The organism is Pseudomonas sp. GCM10022186 (assembly GCF_042656385.1).
In the GTDB taxonomy this organism is placed as follows: domain Bacteria; phylum Pseudomonadota; class Gammaproteobacteria; order Pseudomonadales; family Pseudomonadaceae; genus Metapseudomonas.
Map to the genome: position 1 here is coordinate 66,959 of NZ_JBHSOU010000021.1, position 14,871 is coordinate 81,829.

Consider the following 14,871-nt stretch of genomic DNA (forward strand, 5'->3'; position numbering starts at 1 on the left):
CTCCTTATCGGCCCGTCAGCCGTCGTTCCTGGCGACTGGTGGCTTGCGGGCGGTGATATCGAACAGCGTGTAAGCGAGGGTCAGGTGATGCACGTCGGCCGGCAGGTCGCGGTCGACGATGAAGCGCACCGGCATCTCGATGCGCTCGCCGGGCTGCAGGACCTGCTGGGTGAAGCAGAAGCACTCGGTCTTGTGGAAGAAGGCCGCCGCCTTGGACGGCGCCACGCTGGGAATGGCCTGGGCGGTCATCGGCTTGTCCGTGGGGTTGTAGGCGACGAACAGCATCTCGTTGCTGGCCCCGGGATGCACCACCAGGTCATCGGCCCTGGGGCGGAACTCCCAGCTCATCCCCGCCGCGTTGGTGGCGAGGAACTGCACCCGCACCTGGCGCTGCCGGTCTTCGCGCTGGGCTCCTTCATAGGCCCCTCCCGCGGTCTTGCCGTTGATGCCGAAGGCCTGGCACATCACGTCGTAGATCGGCACCAGGGCGAAGCCGAAGCCGAACATCGCCACCACCAGCAACAGCAGGCGGCCGACCAGGCGGCGTACCGGCACTTCAGCCATGGCGGCAATCCTCGCTGAAGGCCGGAGGCTGAAGGCTGAACGAAATAGCGTGATCGGCCACCTCGTTCAGCCTCGAGCCTCCAGCGGCTCTTCCGCTTTTCATTTCACCTCCGGCGGCGTGGTGAAGGTGTGGTAGGGCGCCGGCGACGGTACCGTCCACTCCAGGCCCTCGGCACCGTCCCAGGGCTTGGCCGGGGCTTTCTTGCCGCCGCGGATGCACTTGATGACGATGAACAGGAAGAGGAACTGGGTGGCGCCGAAGCTGAAGGCACCGATGGACGAGATCATGTTGAAGTCGGCGAACTGCAGGTTGTAGTCCGGAATCCGCCGCGGCATGCCCGCCAGCCCCACGAAGTGCATGGGGAAGAAGGCCATGTTCATGCCGACGAAGCTCATCCAGAAATGCAGCTTGCCGAGGGTCTCGTCGTACATGTGGCCGGTCCACTTCGGCAACCAGTAGTAGGCCGAGGCGAAGATGCCGAAGATGGCGCCGGGCACCAGCACGTAGTGAAAGTGCGCTACCACGAAGTAGGTGTCGTGGTACTGGAAGTCCGCCGGGGCGATCGCCAGCATCAGCCCGGAGAAACCGCCGATGGTGAAGAGGATGACGAAGGCCACGGCGAACAGCATGGGCGTCTCGAAGGTCAGCGAACCCTCCCACATGGTGGTCACCCAGTTGAACACCTTCACTCCGGTGGGCACGGCGATCAGCATGGTGGCGAACATGAAGAACAGCTCGCCGGTCAGCGGGATGCCCACGGTGAACATGTGGTGCGCCCAGACGATGAACGACAGGAAGGCGATGGACGCGGTGGCGTAGACCATCGAGGTGTAGCCGAACAGCGGCTTGCGCGAGAAGGCCGGGATGATCGAGCTGACCGCGCCGAAGGCCGGCAGGATCATGATGTACACCTCGGGGTGGCCGAAGAACCAGAACACGTGCTGGAACAGCACCGGGTCGCCGCCGCCGCCGGCACTGAAGAAGCTGGTGCCGAAGTGGATGTCCATCAGCATCATGGTCACGCAACCGGCCAGCACCGGCATCACCGCGATCAGCAGGAAGGCGGTGATCAGCCAGGTCCAGACGAACAGCGGCATCTTCATCAGGGTCATGCCCGGGGCGCGCAGGTTGAGGATGGTGGCGATCACGTTGATCGCGCCCATGATCGAGCTGATGCCCATCAGGTGGATGGCGAAGATGAAGTAGGTGACGCTCTCCGGCGCGTAGGTGGTCGATAGCGGCGCGTAGAAGGTCCAGCCGAAGTTCGGCCCGCCGCCGGCGCTGAACAGGGTGCTGACCAGCAGGCCGAAGGCCGCCGGCAGCAGCCAGAAGCTGAAGTTGTTCATCCGTGGCAGCGCCATGTCCGGCGCGCCGACCATCAGCGGGATCATCCAGTTCGCCAGGCCGACGAAGGCCGGCATCACGGCGCCGAACACCATGATCAGGCCATGCATGGTGGTCATCTGGTTGAAGAACTCGGGCTGCACGATCTGCAGGCCGGGCTGGAACAGCTCGGCGCGGATCACCATGGCCATGGACCCGCCCAGCAGGAACATGGCGAAGCTGAACCACAGGTACATGGTGCCGATGTCCTTGTGGTTGGTGGTCAGCACCCAGCGCATCAGGCCCTTTGCCGGACCGTGGTGGTGATCATGCCCGGCATGATCGTGATCGATCACTGCACTCATGTCAGTCTCCATATAGGCCGGTGTCTTCTTCATTGGCTTTCCGCCTGTTTCAGGGCCAGCACTTCCTTCGGAGTCACCATGTCGCCCGTGTTGTTGCCCCAGGCGTTGCGCTCGTAGGTAATGACGGCGGCGATATCGACTTCGGACAGCTGCTTGCCGAAAGCGGCCATGGCAGTGCCCTGCTTGCCGTGGAAGACGATGTTCAGGTGATCGGCCTTGGGACCGGTGGCGATCTTCGAGCCCTTGAGTGCCGGGAACATGGGCGGCATGCCCTGGCCTTCAGGCTGGTGACAGGCCGAGCAGGTGGTGTGGTAGACCTTGTCGCCCCGCTCCACCAGCTCCTCCAGGGTCCATTCCTTGTCGGTCAGCTCCTTGAGCTTGGCCGTCTCTTCCTTGCGTGCGGCCAGCCACTTGGCGAAGTCCTCCTTGGACTTGGCCTCGACCACTATGGGCATGAAGCCGTGGTCCTTGCCGCACAGCTCGGTGCACTGGCCACGGTAGATGCCGGGCTTCTCGATACGGGTCCAGGACTCGTTGACGAAGCCGGGGATGGCATCCTTCTTCACCGCCAGGGCCGGCACCCACCAGGAGTGGATCACGTCGGCGGCGGTAATCAGGAAGCGCACCTTGGTGCCCACCGGGACCACCAGCGGCTCGTCGACCTCCAGCAGGTAGTGCTCGTCCTTGGGCGCCTGGTTATGGATCTGCTCGGCGGGCGTGGCCAGGTTGCTGAAGAACTCCACGTCCTGGCCCAGGTACTTGTAGTGCCATTTCCACTGGTAGCCGGTGATCTGCACATCCAGTCCGGACTCGGACGTGTCGTAGATGTCGATCAGGGTCCTGGTCGCCGGCACCGCCATCAGCACGAGGATGACGAAGGGCACGACGGTCCAGAGGATTTCCACGGTGGTGCTCTCGTGGAAATGCGCCGGCTGCTGGCCGGTGGAACGGCGGTGGATGATCATCGACCAGAACATGGCACCGAAGACCAGTACGCCGATGACGACGCAGATCCAGAAGATGGTCATGTGCAGATCGAAAACGGTGCGGCTGACCTCGGTTGCCCCGGGCGCCATGTTGACCGTCCAGGCGGCCTCCGCCTGGCTGAGAACAGACCACAGCAGGAGTCCCATCCAGACTCGTGGATGTCGCATCATTGCGGGTTCCCCTTCTCGTTCTTGTTATCCCGCCGGCTGGGCCAACGGCTTGGGGACGGCTGTCCGGACCACCATACTCGGACCGCCGACCTCGGCACGCAGGTGCACAGTCGGGTTCCATCAGGTAATGCCTTTCGAGTCGGAGTATAGACAGGGACTTCAGGCGCGCAACGCGACCGAAAAAATGGCTGAAGGCGCGCAAGCCTTGTCCTAAACGCCACGGCTGGCATGGGCTGCAAGTAGGTGGCAAAGTGCTTTTATAGCGTGCCCGAATAACTGCTTCGCAATTATGACAATCCGGTCTTAGCAGTCTTCAAAGGCGAGCTAAGGTCTCTTCTTCACCTCCGTATTCACCCAGCAACCGCCATGTCCTTTCCAGGAGCAGTCATGAACACCGCAGCACTGCGCGAGCTCATCCAGCGCGCCCTCCAGCACGAAGCCGCCTCCGCCCAACTGACCCGGATACTGGAAACCCAGGTCGCCAGCCTGCACCCCGCCATTCGCCTGCCGGCAGAGGATGCCCAGGGCGTGCTAGCCCGCTTCATCGCCGCCTACGTGGAACAGGTCCCGGACGTGCTGGATGCCGCCGCCAACGTCGCCCGCGAAGCCGGCATCGAGTCACGCATCAAACCGGTACTGAAGGTGGCCGAACAGTTCTTCCTGCAGCCGCCAGCCCTCATGGCCGGCCATAACGGCCTGGAAGGCCTGCTCGACGAAGCCTACCTGGCCCATCGCCTGGTGGAGGAAGTCAACGACCGCTACATCGTGCATTTCGGCCAACCGCTGATCCCGCTGGATACCACGGTGGCCAACCTGATCGCCCACCAGCTGATCGGCGAGCCCTTCGCCAACCAGCTGGACGAAGCCGTACACCATGCCGTGGACGGCCTGCTGGACGAGGAGGTGTTCAGCCTGCCTTCGGCCCAGGCCTATCGCCAGCAGCTGCACGACCCCAAGGTCGAGGAAGCCTGGAAGCGCTGGCCCTGCATGTCCCGGCAGCTGGGCGTGGAACTGCAGCTGAACCAGGGCCAGCGCGCGGCGGGCTGAAATCCGGGTAAGGTGCGCTGCGCGCACCGGAACGCTCCTGCGGCTGCGGAGAGATCCTTGTGGGGGCGAATTCATTCGCCCCCACAAAGGTAATGCTCGCCCCTTTCCTCAGTCGTTCTGGTACCGGGGCCGTGGCGTGGCCATGGGCAGCGGACCGTCGCCGATGACACGGAAGCGGCCCAGCTCGGCGTCATAGGCCTTGATCACCGAGGTCTCGATGTCATAGACCCAGCCGTGGATGAACAACTGGCCGCTGGCCAGGCGCGCCGCCACGGACGGATGGGTGCGCAGGTGGTCGAGCTGGGCCACCACGTTCTCCTCGGTCAGCACTTCCAGGGGATCGTGGCTGGCGCAGGCGCAGTTCTCCTGCACCACCACCTTGGCCACCTCGGCGTGGCGCAGCCAGGCTTTCACGGTGGGCATGCGCTCCAGGGTCTGGGGGTCCATCACCGCCTTCATCGCGCCGCAGTCGGAGTGACCGCAGATGATGATGTGATGCACGCCGAGGGCCATCACCGCGAACTCGATGGCGGTGGAGACGCCGCCGTTCATCTGACCGTAGGGCGGCACCACGTTGCCGACGTTGCGGGTGACGAAGAGATCGCCGGGGGAGCTCTGGGTGATCAGTTCGGGAACGATCCGCGAGTCGGCGCAGGTGATGAACATGGCGCGGGGCTTCTGCTCGTGGGCGAGCTTCTTGAACAGCGCTTCCTGCTGCGGGAAGACCTCGTCGCGAAATCGCTGGAAGCCCTCGATTATGTTCCGCAGGGCTTCTTCCGCACTTTCACCACGCTGCTTGTCGTGCTCGTTGCTCATGCTGCCAACCTCGGGTCATCGTAGGAATTGTCTGTTATGCCGCCAACTGTCCACTGGTTTCCGGCATTTGAATTCCTACAGGACTGTTGTTACAGGCCAACAAGTCACAACTTAAAGTAACGCCATCTGTCCTCCTGGCGGGCAGAAGCGCGAGCAGTCCAGGTCGTAGCCACGCCGCTGGTTGAGCCCCAGCCTGCGAACGGCCACGGCGAAACGCCGGGCGAGCAGCTCGGCGAAAGGTCCCTGGCCCTTGAAACGGTGGCCGAAACGGCTGTCGTAGATTTCCCCGCCCCGACACTGACGGATGATGCTCATCACGTGAGTGGCACGCTGTGGGTAGTGGGCCTGCAGCCATTCCTCGAACAGGGGCCCCACTTCCCGCGGCAACCGCAGCAGCATGTAGGAGGCCTGCCGCGCCCCGGCGTCTCGGGCCGCTTCCAGCAGGCTTTCCAGTTCCATGTCGTTGATCATCGGGATCATCGGCGAACAGAGCACGCCCACCGGAATGCGGTTCTCGTGCAGCACGCGGATGGCCCGCAGGCGCGCCGAGGGTGCGGCGGCACGGGGCTCGAGGATGCGCTTGAGCTCATCGTCCAGCGTGGTCAGGCTGATCATCACCGCCACCAGGTTCTGTTCCGCCAGCTCGGTGAGCAGGTCGAGGTCGCGCAGCACCAGCGAGCCCTTGGTGACTATGGTCAGCGGATGACGGTAGCGCAGCAGCACTTCCAGGGTCTGCCGGGTCAGGCGGTGTTCGCGCTCGATGGGCTGGTAGGGGTCGGTGTTGGAGCCCAGGTTGATCGGCGCGCACTGGTAGCCGGGTTTCGACAGCTGCTGTTCGAGCAGGGCCACGGCGTTGGTCTTGGCGATCAGCCGGGTCTCGAAATCCAGCCCTGGCGACATGTCCCAGTAGGCATGGCTGGGCCGCGCGTAGCAGTAGATGCATCCATGCTCACAGCCGCGATAGGGGTTCACCGAGCGGTCGAAGGGCAGGTCCGGCGACTGGTTGCGGGTGATGATGCTTTTCGCGGTTTCCAGCCGCACCTCGGTGGCGCGGCTGGGCGGGACCTCCTGGAACCAGCCATCGTCCATGGCCACCGAAGTGGTCGGCGCATAGCGGTTGAAGGGATTGCTGGCCGTACCACGGCCACGGGGCGGGAGGGGCGCAGGCATGGGGAAGGCTCCACATTAACTGTATATAAATACAGTATATGCAGCGCTTTTCCACGCCAAGCCTGTTTCTGCCGAGCGGCGAAACCCGGCCCCGGCCAGCTTCGCTCCCACAAGAGAAGGCGGCCCGACAGTGCAAGGTCTCGCCGTGAACATTGGGCTTCGCTGCGCTCAGCACCAACCTACGGAATGTTCAGATGGCGCGGACCGTCAGCCCGCCGTAGCCATGCTGTCCGGCCGTACCGGCCAGTTCGATACGGCCCTGGGCGGCCAGTTCCCGTGCACGCCAGAAGGCGAAGAAATCGGTGACGAAGAAGCCGTCGCTCCGTCCCATCAGCTCCGCCATCACCCGTGCCAGCGGTTGCCAGTCCGGCGTGCAGGCGGCAAGGAGGATGGCATCCACCTCGGCGTGATCGTCGGATTGAAAATCCCCATCGCGCCAGCGGCGGATATCGGCATTGGCGGCCACGGCGGCTCGCCACTGGGTGGCCAGCTGCGCCTTGCGCTCGGCTCCGACCCGCTGCGGGACGAAATACGCAGCCAGCACCCCGGGCTCGATCATGCCCACCGCACGGCGTTCCTGAACGCTGCTGTCACCGGTGCCGCAAGGCACCTCCCAGAGCGGCAACTCGCTGCCCTCCAGGGCGGCGGCCACACGGGCCAGGAGCAACTGTTCGGAACAGCTGTCGCCATGCCAGACGGTGGCCGGCTGCGTCTGGCTCGCCAACTGGGCGAGCCAGATGGCATCGGCGCTCAGCCCGGCAGCGAAGTCCGGCCGCGGCGTCACCGTGTGCGGCCAGACGTCCAGCCAGAACTGCGCGCGCCCGGCACAGGGCGGCTGCTCGACATCCGCCAGCGGTCCCACCGCCAGGTCATCGCGCAGGACGCGCAATCCGGCTCGAGCGCCGGCATCACCTATGACGCGGGTAACGCCTTCGACCGCCGCATCACCACAGACCAGATGCCACATATGCCCTCCCTGGCATTCGCTTCATTCGGTGGGTTTCTTCAGCTTGGGATTGGGGAAGAACTGCACCCCCTGCACCTTGGGATCGGCCGGCTTGGGCTTCACCTGGTTGACCCGCGTACCCAGTTCCTTCGGCACCGACAGGCCCTGGGCGTTGAGGGTGTCGGCATAGCCGCAGGCCACGCACTCGCGGTGCGGCACGCCGTCTTCCTCCCACATCTGGATCTTGTCCATCTCGCTGCACGCCGGGCAGACCGCCCCGGCGATGAAGCGCTTCTTGGTCGTTGTCATGCCGCATCCTCCGACAGGCCACTGTGGCGCAGCAGGGCGTCGATGGAAGGTTCGCGACCGCGGAAGTCGACGAACAGCACCATGGGTTCCTGGGAGCCGCCACGGGCCAGGATGGCCTCGCGGAAGGCGCGGCCGGTGGCCGGGTTGAGCACGCCTTCCTCCTCGAAGCGGGAGAAGGCGTCGGCGGACAGCACTTCGGCCCACTTGTAGCTGTAGTAACCGGCCGCGTAACCGCCGGCGAAGATGTGGGCGAAGCTGTTGGCGAAGCGGTTGAAGGCCGGCGGACGCATCACCGCCACCTCGTCGCGGATCGCCTCCAGTACCTCCAGCACGCTGCGGCCGTCACCGTGGGTGGCGTGCAGCTCGAAGTCGAACAGGGAGAACTCCAGCTGGCGCACCATCATCAGGCCGGACTGGAAGTTCTTCGCCGCCAGCATCTTGTGCAACAGATCCTGGGGCAGGGGCTCGCCGCTCTGGTAGTGGCCGGAGATCAGCGCCAGGCCCTCGGGCTCCCAGCACCAGTTCTCCATGAACTGGCTGGGCAGCTCCACCGCATCCCAGGCCACGCCGTTGATGCCGGAAGCGCCCGCGTGCTCGACGCGGGTCAGCAGGTGATGCAGGCCGTGGCCGAATTCGTGGAACAGGGTGGTGACTTCGTCGTGGGTCAGCAGGGCCGGCTTGTCGCCCACTGCCGGCGTGAAGTTGCACACCAGGTTGGCCACCGGGCTGACCAGCTCGCCGCTGGCGTTGCGGCGCTTGTCGCGGGCGCCGTCCATCCAGGCGCCGCCGCGCTTGTTGGCGCGGGCGTAAAGGTCGAAGAAGAAGCGGCCGACGTGCTGGCCGTTCTCGCTGATTTCGAACAGGCGCACATCCGGGTGCCAGGTGTCGAAGTCCGACAGCTCGCTGATCTCGATGCCGTAGAGCTTCTGCACGATGGCGAACAGGCCCGACAGAACCTTGTCGACGGGGAAGTAGGCGCGCAGGGTTTCCTGGGAAATGCTGTAGCGCTGCTCGCGCAGCTTCTCGCTGAAGTAGCCCACGTCCCAGCTCTTGAGGTCGGCGACGCCCCGCTCGGCGGCGAAGGCCCTGAGCTCTTCCAGGTCCTTGGCGGCGAAGGGCTTGCTGCGCTTGGCCAGGTCACGCAGGAATCCGAGCACCTGCGGCGTGGACTCCGCCATCTTGGTGGCCAGGCTCAGGTCGGAGAAATGCTCGAAGCCCAGCAGGTGGGCCAGCTCCCGGCGCAGGTCGAGGATTTCCGCCATCACCGGGCCGTTGTCGTTCTGCCCGGCGTTGGGGCCCTGGTCGGAGGCGCGGGTGCTGTAGGCGGTGTAGACCTCCTCGCGCAGGGTGCGGTCGTCGGCGTAGGTCATCACCGCGTAGTAGCTGGGGAATTCCAGGGTGATCAGCCAGCCGTCCAGATCCTTGGCCTCGGCGGCCTGCTTCATCTGCGCCTTGGCCGAATCGGTGAGGCCGGCGAGGGCGGCCTCGTCGTGGACCTGCTTGGTCCAGGCCTGGGTGGCGTCCAGCAGCTGGTTGGAGAAGCAGCTGCCCAGCTCGGAGAGCTTCATCTGGATTTCGCCGTAGCGCTGCTGCTTGTCGGCCGGCAGGTCGATACCGGACAGGCGGAAGTCGCGCAGGGCGTGGTCGAGTATGGTCTTCTGCGCCACATCGAATCCGGCGGACTCGGGACTCTCGGCCAGGGCCTCATAGGCCTGGAACAGGCCGCGGTTCTGGCCGATCTCGGTCCAGTACTCGGACAACCTGGGCAGGCAGGCCTCATAGGCGTTGCGCAGTTCGGCGTTGTTGCACACGGCGTTCAGGTGGCTCACCGGACTCCAGGCGCGGCCCAGGCGCTCGCCCAGCTCATCCAGCGCCAGCACCAGGCCCGCCCAGGTCGGCGTGCCGTCCTGGCGCTCGAGCAGTTCGGCAATGGCGGCGCGGTTATCGGCGAGTATCTGGTCCACGGCCGGCTCGACATGTTCCGGCTTGATGGAGGAGTAGGGCGGCAGATCGAAATACTGCAGGAGGGGATTGCTGGAACTCACGGCATTCACCTGTTGCGTCTGGATGGTGTTGATGGAGCAATAAAGTAAAAAAGATAGAGGGGGCGCAAGGCCCCCTCCGGAATCATTTTCTTCTTCTGGTCCTGGACATGGACCAGGCACCGTTCTTTGGCAGACCGCTGACACCCTTGGCGATCTTCTGAATCTCGCCACCACGACGCAGGTAGGCGGCAACGTGGGCCGCGAGGGATTCGCGGGTTTCCAGCGCCGCTTCAGGCTGGGTCTTTCGCACAGAAGATCTGATACGCAAGGTTGACATAACACTCTCCTTTTCCAGAGGCGGCCGGCCATTATGCCAGATTTTTGACACTCTTGCCGAAAAGGGGGTGCAGACCAGGGCAACCGTCGCCGCGCGAGGTTTATCCGGGCCGATGGCCGCCATCTTAATTACAATCGCCGCCTGACGCAGCCTCAGGAAATTCTATGAACCCGATCAGAACCTACCAGGGCATCACCCCGCAGCTCGGCGAACGGGTCTTCGTCGACGCCTCCGCCGTGGTCATCGGCGACGTGCAACTGGGCGAGGACAGCTCGGTCTGGCCCCTGGTGACCATCCGCGGCGACATGCACCGCATCCGCATCGGCGCGCGCACCAGCGTGCAGGACGGCAGCGTGCTGCACATCACCCACGCCGGCCCCTTCAACCCGGACGGCTACCCGCTGGAAATCGGCAACGACGTGACCATCGGCCACAAGGCCCTGCTGCACGGTTGCAAGGTGGGCAGCCGGGTGCTGATCGGCATGGGCAGCATCATCATGGACGGCGCGGTGATCGAGGACGAAGTGGTCCTCGGCGCCGGCAGCCTGGTGCCGCCGGGCAAGCGCCTGGAAAGCGGCTACCTCTACGTCGGCAGCCCGGTGAAGCAGGCCCGGGCGCTCACCGACAAGGAAAAAGCCTTCTTCACCTACAGCGCGGCCAACTACGTGAAGCTGAAGGACCTGCATATCGCCGAAGGCTACGACGAATGGAGCGAGTAAGCGGCATGCATTACCGGAACATCCTCTTCGACCTCGACGGCACCCTCACCGACCCGCGCGAAGGCATCACCCGTTCGGTACAGTACGCGCTGGCCAAACTGGACATCCACGAGCCGGACCTGGCGAACCTGGAGCACTTCATCGGCCCGCCGCTGCTGCAGTGCTTCATGCAGACCTACGAGCTCAGCGAGGAACGCGCCTGGGCAGCGGTGAACCACTATCGCGACCGCTTCAAGGTCACCGGGTTGTACGAGAACCGCGTGTTCGATGGCATCGACGCGCTGCTCGGCCGTCTCGGCGAGCAGGGCCGCACGCTCTATATCGCCACCAGCAAGCCGACGGTCTTCGCCCGCGAGATCGCCCGCCACTTCGGCTTCGACCGGCACTTCAGGCACATCTACGGCAGCGAGCTGGACGGTACCCGCACCAACAAGGTGGAACTGATCGCCCATTTGCTGGAAGAGGAAGGCCTGGACCGCGTCGACACCCTGATGATCGGCGACCGCAAGCACGACCTGATCGGCGCCCGCCGCAATGGCCTGCACGGGGCGGGGGTGGGCTATGGGTTCGGCAGCCGCGAAGAACTGCTGGGGGAGGCGCCAGCCTATTACTTCGCCAGTCTGGATGAGCTGAGCAGGGCGTTTGGTTAGGCCTCTGGACGTAGGGGCGAACTCATTCGCCAAGGGGCGCACCGCGCCCCCTTCAGAATCTGTGGGGCAAGCCTTCGGCCTGCTTGGCGAATGAATTCGCCCCTACAAGGTCTGTGCCGCCCCCAATCAATCGTCATTGCGCTGGTAGATGATCTTCTTGGTGCCGTTCTCGCAGGAGCCGACCACCATGTTCTGGTCCTTCACTTCGTCATTCGGCACGATTTCCAGGGTGTAGCTGGTCACCCCGGCGGCCTGGATCTTCACCTCGATCTCCTGCTTCAGCTCCTCGCAGGGCTTGGGTTCCGCCAAGGCGGTTCCCGCCAGCGCGCCCAACATCAGGACTACAGCAATTCTCTTCATCGCCTACTCCATTTCCTGGATTTCCTGGCCGTTGGACTGACGGCCAGCCAGGCAAGTTCTAGCGGTTCGCCATCAGGCTTTCCAGTGCCCGCGTACGCGCTTCCTGAGGCAGTTCGCCCAACTCGCTTGCTCGCCGATAGAAGGCCGGCCAACTCCCGCCGGCCGCGTGGAACAACGCGGAAAAGGCCGGCACCCACTGGTCGTAGAGGCCGAAAGGCAGCAGCTTGGCGTTGTTCATGGGCCCCTCCACCCAGGCGTCGTACCGGTTGAAGCCCCCCCAGTCGCGGTCGCGCAACGCGCGATAGTCGCGGCGCAGGCGCTCGAACTCCTCGGCCTTGGCCCGACGCATCAGCTCGACAGGCAGGCCGCTGGCATAAAGACGCTGCAGGCGCTCACGGGTATCCAGCACCAGGCGGGTCAGGCTGTCGCGGCGCTCGCTCTCCGCATCGCCACCCGATGCCAGGCCGCGGCTGGCGCGCCACTGGCTCAGCCCCTCGCGCTCGACGAAAGTGGCGAAGGACTCGTTGAAGGCGGTGTCGCCCGGCACGTAGAGGCGCTGGTGAGCCAGTTCGTGGAAGATCAGCGCGGCGAGGCGGTCGTCGTCCCAGCGCAGCATGGTGTTGAGCAGCGGGTCATCGAACCAGCCCAGGGTGGAATAGGCCTCGACGCCACCGACCCAGGTGTCCAGCCCCTGCTGCTGGAGCAGCGCCGCGGCGCCTCGTGCCCTGCCGAGTTGGTAGTAGCCACGGTAGGCGACGCAACCGGCGATGGGGAAACAGTGGGTCTCCGGCTGCAGGGAAAACTCGGGGGTGGCGAACAGGTTCCAGACCACGTAGGGCCGCTGGATGTCGGCGTAGACCCGGTAGCTGCCGTTGTCCGGAAGTCCCAGCCTGGCGCTGGCGAAGGCCCTCGCCTCCTGGGTGCGAGCCAGTCGCTGGCGCAGCGCCGGTGCCTGCTCGGGGTCGTCGATCAGCTTCTGTACCGGCTGGCGGGCATACAGCAGCGCCAGTTGTCCGCGGGCCAGCTGGCCGTAGTAATCCAGGCTGGAACAACCGCTCAGCAGCCAGGCGCCCAACAAGGGAACCGAAAGGCGGCGGACGCGGTCAAGCAATTCGACAAGAAGGGTGGTCGGCATGCCGCGACACTAGCGCATCGGAACCGCTCACTGCCATCGACCGGAGTCTTTCATGCGCCTTCTGCTGATTGTCCTGCTGCTGAATCTCGGCGGCTGTGCCCTGCTCATGCCCCGCCACGATCCGAACCTGGCCTGGATCGACCTCGATCAGCAGGGTGGCCAGCAGCTCCAGGCGAGCAAGGTGGACAACCAGGTCCTGTCCGACACGCGCTTCTTCCAGGTCAGCCCCGGTAGACACGAACTGGAAATGCGCCTGGAGTTCGAGGTAGGCGGCCACGACATCGGCCAGGGCAGCACCAGCTACCGCCGTACCTGCCTGCTGAAGCTGGCCTATGGGGACTTCGCCGCTGGCGCGCGCTACCAGCTGGAGGCCGGCGGCATCGGGTTCCGCCCATGGGCGCGGCTCTACGACGAGAGTAACCGGGAAGTGGCCAAGGCGCGGGAAAGTCGCTGCGGCGACGTCTGAAGTTTCCGACATGGGGTTATGCTGGGTGCATTCACCCCATGAGGAGAATCGCCATGCGCACGCTGTTGGCCCTGATGCTGCTGGCCAGCCTCACCGCCTGCGCCAGCAAGCTGCCCGACCCCGATCCAAGGATGGCCTGGATCGACATCAGCCCCGATCCCAGCGACACCCTGATGGCCAACCGCCTCGACGGCAGGCGCTGGAATGACGGCCGCTACTACCAGGTGCTGCCCGGCAGGCACGAGCTGGAGCTGCGCTACCAGTTCGAGATCGGCAGCGGCGGTGGATTCAGCATGAACAACGAACCCACCGTCCTGACCTGCTACATGGAACTGCACTACGACGACTTCCAGGCCGGCCAGCGCTACCGCGTGGAAGCGCGCAACGCCGCCAACCAGCCAAGGGCCTGGCTCTACGACGAGAACCGCAAGGTCCTTGCCCGGCACGAGATCTTCCCGCGCTGCGGGCCCTTCTGAAACGGCCCGCTAGGCGCGCAGGCCGGCCAGGATGTCGAAGGCGCGCAGCCTGTGTTCGTGCTGGTAGAGGTCGCAGGTGAAGATCAGCTCATCGGCGTCGGTCTGCTCCAGCAGCACCTGGAGGCGCGCGCGAATCTTCTCCGGCCCGCCCACCATGGCCATGGCGAGGAAACTGCCCACGGCATCCTTCTCGTGGGGCAGCCAGCGACCGGCCATGCTCTCTACCGGCGGGCGCAGCACCAGGCTTTCGCCACGAATCAGGGCGAGCACCCGCTGATAGACGGTGGTGGCGAGGAACTCCGCCTCTTCGTCGGTGGGCGCCGCCACCAGGGGCACACCCAGCATCACGTAGGGCTTTTCCAGTACCGCCGAGGGGCGAAAGTAATTGCGGTAGACGCGAATCGCCTCGTGCATGTAGCGCGGCGCGAAGTGCGAGGCGAAGGCATAGGGCAGGCCCTTCTGTCCGGCGAGCTGGGCGCTGAACAGGCTGGAACCGAGCAGCCAGATGGGCACGTTGGTGTCCACGCCGGGCATGGCGATCACCTTCTGCTCCGGCTGGCGCGGGCCGAGGAGCATTTCCAGCTCTTCGACGTCCTGCGGGAAATCGTCGGCGCTGCCCAGACGATCGCGGCGCAAGGCGCGGGCGGTGAGGTGGTCGGCGCCCGGGGCACGGCCCAGGCCCAGTTCGATGCGGCCCGGATAGAGGCTGGCGAGGGTGCCGAACTGCTCGGCCACCACCAGCGGCGCATGGTTGGGCAGCATGATGCCCCCCGAGCCCAGGCGGATGCTGGACGTGCCACCGGCGAGATAGGCGAGCAGCACGGCAGTGGCGGAACTGGCGATACCGTCCATGTTGTGGTGCTCGGCCACCCAGAAGCGGGAGAAGCCCAGGCGCTCCACATGGCGGGCCAGCTCCAGGGAATTGTGCAGGGCCTGAGTGGCGCCGCCGTGGTCGCGCACGGGCGCCAGATCGAGGACGGAAAGGGGCAGCTTGGAAAGGACGGGCATGGCATAAGACCTTGGCAGGGGACAGGCGTGGAGCCAT

17 protein-coding genes are annotated in these 14,871 nt (G+C 65.0%); 5 read left to right on the plus strand and 12 right to left on the minus strand.

Annotated features, from left to right (window positions below):
- Positions 1–15 precede the first annotated feature (15 nt).
- From ACFPU0_RS11090 to coxB, 3 genes are all read right to left on the minus strand, one after another.
- Positions 16–564, minus strand: coding sequence for a cytochrome c oxidase assembly protein (locus tag ACFPU0_RS11090; protein ID WP_377693028.1), 549 nt, complete (start codon positions 562–564; stop codon positions 16–18).
- A 99-nt stretch (positions 565–663) separates the two neighbouring features.
- Positions 664–2,253 (minus strand): cytochrome c oxidase subunit I, encoded by a 1,590-nt coding sequence (gene ctaD / locus ACFPU0_RS11095; RefSeq protein WP_377693029.1) that lies wholly within the window; start codon positions 2,251–2,253, stop codon positions 664–666.
- Between the two features lie 29 nt (positions 2,254–2,282).
- Positions 2,283–3,410: a cytochrome c oxidase subunit II gene (gene coxB / locus ACFPU0_RS11100; protein WP_377693030.1), complete on the minus strand. Its 1,128-nt coding sequence runs from the start codon at positions 3,408–3,410 to the stop codon at positions 2,283–2,285.
- A 387-nt stretch (positions 3,411–3,797) separates the two neighbouring features.
- On the opposite strand from coxB, the gene ACFPU0_RS11105 reads away from it, so the two are divergent.
- Positions 3,798–4,457: a hypothetical protein gene (locus ACFPU0_RS11105; RefSeq protein ID WP_377693031.1), complete on the plus strand. Its 660-nt coding sequence runs from the start codon at positions 3,798–3,800 to the stop codon at positions 4,455–4,457.
- Between the two features lie 108 nt (positions 4,458–4,565).
- On the opposite strand, the gene ACFPU0_RS11110 is transcribed toward ACFPU0_RS11105, so the two are convergent.
- The 6 genes from ACFPU0_RS11110 to ACFPU0_RS11135 form a co-directional block, all read right to left on the minus strand.
- A complete protein-coding gene (locus tag ACFPU0_RS11110) occupies positions 4,566–5,273 on the minus strand; it encodes a carbonic anhydrase (protein WP_377693033.1) in 708 nt (235 codons plus the stop codon).
- Positions 5,274–5,384: 111 nt separating this feature from the next.
- Complete coding sequence (locus ACFPU0_RS11115; RefSeq protein ID WP_377693034.1) at positions 5,385–6,443, minus strand: PA0069 family radical SAM protein; 1,059 nt, start codon at positions 6,441–6,443, stop codon at positions 5,385–5,387.
- Between the two features lie 190 nt (positions 6,444–6,633).
- Complete coding sequence (locus ACFPU0_RS11120; protein ID WP_377693035.1) at positions 6,634–7,410, minus strand: DUF1835 domain-containing protein; 777 nt, start codon at positions 7,408–7,410, stop codon at positions 6,634–6,636.
- Positions 7,411–7,431: 21 nt separating this feature from the next.
- The gene (locus tag ACFPU0_RS11125) at positions 7,432–7,698 is read right to left on the minus strand and encodes a YheV family putative zinc ribbon protein (protein ID WP_377693036.1); all 267 of its coding nucleotides are present in this window, start codon (positions 7,696–7,698) and stop codon (positions 7,432–7,434) included.
- On the minus strand, positions 7,695–9,743 hold the full coding sequence (prlC, locus tag ACFPU0_RS11130) for an oligopeptidase A (protein WP_377693037.1): 2,049 nt from the start codon (positions 9,741–9,743) through the stop codon (positions 7,695–7,697). Before prlC ends, ACFPU0_RS11125 begins: the two co-directional genes overlap by 4 nt.
- A gap of 82 nt (positions 9,744–9,825) precedes the next feature.
- Entirely contained in the window at positions 9,826–10,020 is a 195-nt protein-coding gene (locus ACFPU0_RS11135) for a hypothetical protein (RefSeq protein WP_377693038.1), read from the minus strand.
- A gap of 164 nt (positions 10,021–10,184) precedes the next feature.
- Between ACFPU0_RS11135 and ACFPU0_RS11140 the strand changes: the two genes are divergently transcribed.
- Both ACFPU0_RS11140 and ACFPU0_RS11145 read left to right on the plus strand, forming a co-directional pair.
- Complete coding sequence (locus tag ACFPU0_RS11140) at positions 10,185–10,739, plus strand: gamma carbonic anhydrase family protein (RefSeq protein ID WP_377693039.1); 555 nt, start codon at positions 10,185–10,187, stop codon at positions 10,737–10,739.
- A 5-nt stretch (positions 10,740–10,744) separates the two neighbouring features.
- Positions 10,745–11,389 carry an HAD family hydrolase gene (locus tag ACFPU0_RS11145; protein WP_377693040.1) on the plus strand — a complete coding sequence of 215 codons (645 nt, stop codon included), beginning with the start codon at positions 10,745–10,747 and terminating at the stop codon, positions 11,387–11,389.
- A gap of 126 nt (positions 11,390–11,515) precedes the next feature.
- On the opposite strand, the gene ACFPU0_RS11150 is transcribed toward ACFPU0_RS11145, so the two are convergent.
- Together ACFPU0_RS11150 and ACFPU0_RS11155 are read right to left on the minus strand one after the other, a co-directional pair.
- Positions 11,516–11,749, minus strand: coding sequence for a DUF1161 domain-containing protein (locus ACFPU0_RS11150; protein ID WP_377693041.1), 234 nt, complete (start codon positions 11,747–11,749; stop codon positions 11,516–11,518).
- A 58-nt stretch (positions 11,750–11,807) separates the two neighbouring features.
- On the minus strand, positions 11,808–12,884 hold the full coding sequence (locus ACFPU0_RS11155) for an aminopeptidase (protein ID WP_377693042.1): 1,077 nt from the start codon (positions 12,882–12,884) through the stop codon (positions 11,808–11,810).
- Positions 12,885–12,936: 52 nt separating this feature from the next.
- Here ACFPU0_RS11155 and ACFPU0_RS11160 point away from each other — a divergent pair, with 52 nt between their 5' ends.
- Together ACFPU0_RS11160 and ACFPU0_RS11165 are read left to right on the plus strand one after the other, a co-directional pair.
- Positions 12,937–13,350 carry a hypothetical protein gene (locus ACFPU0_RS11160; protein ID WP_377693043.1) on the plus strand — a complete coding sequence of 138 codons (414 nt, stop codon included), beginning with the start codon at positions 12,937–12,939 and terminating at the stop codon, positions 13,348–13,350.
- A gap of 53 nt (positions 13,351–13,403) precedes the next feature.
- Positions 13,404–13,826, plus strand: a complete 423-nt coding sequence (locus tag ACFPU0_RS11165) for a hypothetical protein (RefSeq protein ID WP_377693044.1) — start codon at positions 13,404–13,406, stop codon at positions 13,824–13,826.
- A 9-nt stretch (positions 13,827–13,835) separates the two neighbouring features.
- Here the strand turns inward: ACFPU0_RS11165 and ACFPU0_RS11170 are convergent, their stop codons facing one another.
- Positions 13,836–14,834 (minus strand): LLM class flavin-dependent oxidoreductase, encoded by a 999-nt coding sequence (locus ACFPU0_RS11170; protein WP_377693045.1) that lies wholly within the window; start codon positions 14,832–14,834, stop codon positions 13,836–13,838.
- Positions 14,835–14,871 lie beyond the last annotated feature (37 nt).

Excerpts from the sequence above, each read along its gene's own strand:
- ACFPU0_RS11110 (WP_377693033.1), bottom strand. The coding sequence starts at position 5,273 with ATGAGCAACGAGCACGACAAGCAGCGTGGTGAAAGTGCGGAAGAAGCC.
- ACFPU0_RS11120 (WP_377693035.1), bottom strand. The coding sequence starts at position 7,410 with ATGTGGCATCTGGTCTGTGGTGATGCGGCGGTCGAAGGCGTTACCCGC.
- ACFPU0_RS11160 (WP_377693043.1), top strand. The coding sequence starts at position 12,937 with ATGCGCCTTCTGCTGATTGTCCTGCTGCTGAATCTCGGCGGCTGTGCC.
- ctaD (WP_377693029.1), bottom strand. The coding sequence starts at position 2,253 with ATGAGTGCAGTGATCGATCACGATCATGCCGGGCATGATCACCACCAC.
- ACFPU0_RS11105 (WP_377693031.1), top strand. The coding sequence starts at position 3,798 with ATGAACACCGCAGCACTGCGCGAGCTCATCCAGCGCGCCCTCCAGCAC.
- ACFPU0_RS11125 (WP_377693036.1), bottom strand. The coding sequence starts at position 7,698 with ATGACAACGACCAAGAAGCGCTTCATCGCCGGGGCGGTCTGCCCGGCG.
- ACFPU0_RS11145 (WP_377693040.1), top strand. The coding sequence starts at position 10,745 with ATGCATTACCGGAACATCCTCTTCGACCTCGACGGCACCCTCACCGAC.
- coxB (WP_377693030.1), bottom strand. The coding sequence starts at position 3,410 with ATGATGCGACATCCACGAGTCTGGATGGGACTCCTGCTGTGGTCTGTT.
- ACFPU0_RS11150 (WP_377693041.1), bottom strand. The coding sequence starts at position 11,749 with ATGAAGAGAATTGCTGTAGTCCTGATGTTGGGCGCGCTGGCGGGAACC.
- ACFPU0_RS11170 (WP_377693045.1), bottom strand. The coding sequence starts at position 14,834 with ATGCCCGTCCTTTCCAAGCTGCCCCTTTCCGTCCTCGATCTGGCGCCC.
- ACFPU0_RS11165 (WP_377693044.1), top strand. The coding sequence starts at position 13,404 with ATGCGCACGCTGTTGGCCCTGATGCTGCTGGCCAGCCTCACCGCCTGC.
- ACFPU0_RS11155 (WP_377693042.1), bottom strand. The coding sequence starts at position 12,884 with ATGCCGACCACCCTTCTTGTCGAATTGCTTGACCGCGTCCGCCGCCTT.
- ACFPU0_RS11135 (WP_377693038.1), bottom strand. The coding sequence starts at position 10,020 with ATGTCAACCTTGCGTATCAGATCTTCTGTGCGAAAGACCCAGCCTGAA.
- ACFPU0_RS11115 (WP_377693034.1), bottom strand. The coding sequence starts at position 6,443 with ATGCCTGCGCCCCTCCCGCCCCGTGGCCGTGGTACGGCCAGCAATCCC.
- ACFPU0_RS11140 (WP_377693039.1), top strand. The coding sequence starts at position 10,185 with ATGAACCCGATCAGAACCTACCAGGGCATCACCCCGCAGCTCGGCGAA.
- ACFPU0_RS11090 (WP_377693028.1), bottom strand. The coding sequence starts at position 564 with ATGGCTGAAGTGCCGGTACGCCGCCTGGTCGGCCGCCTGCTGTTGCTG.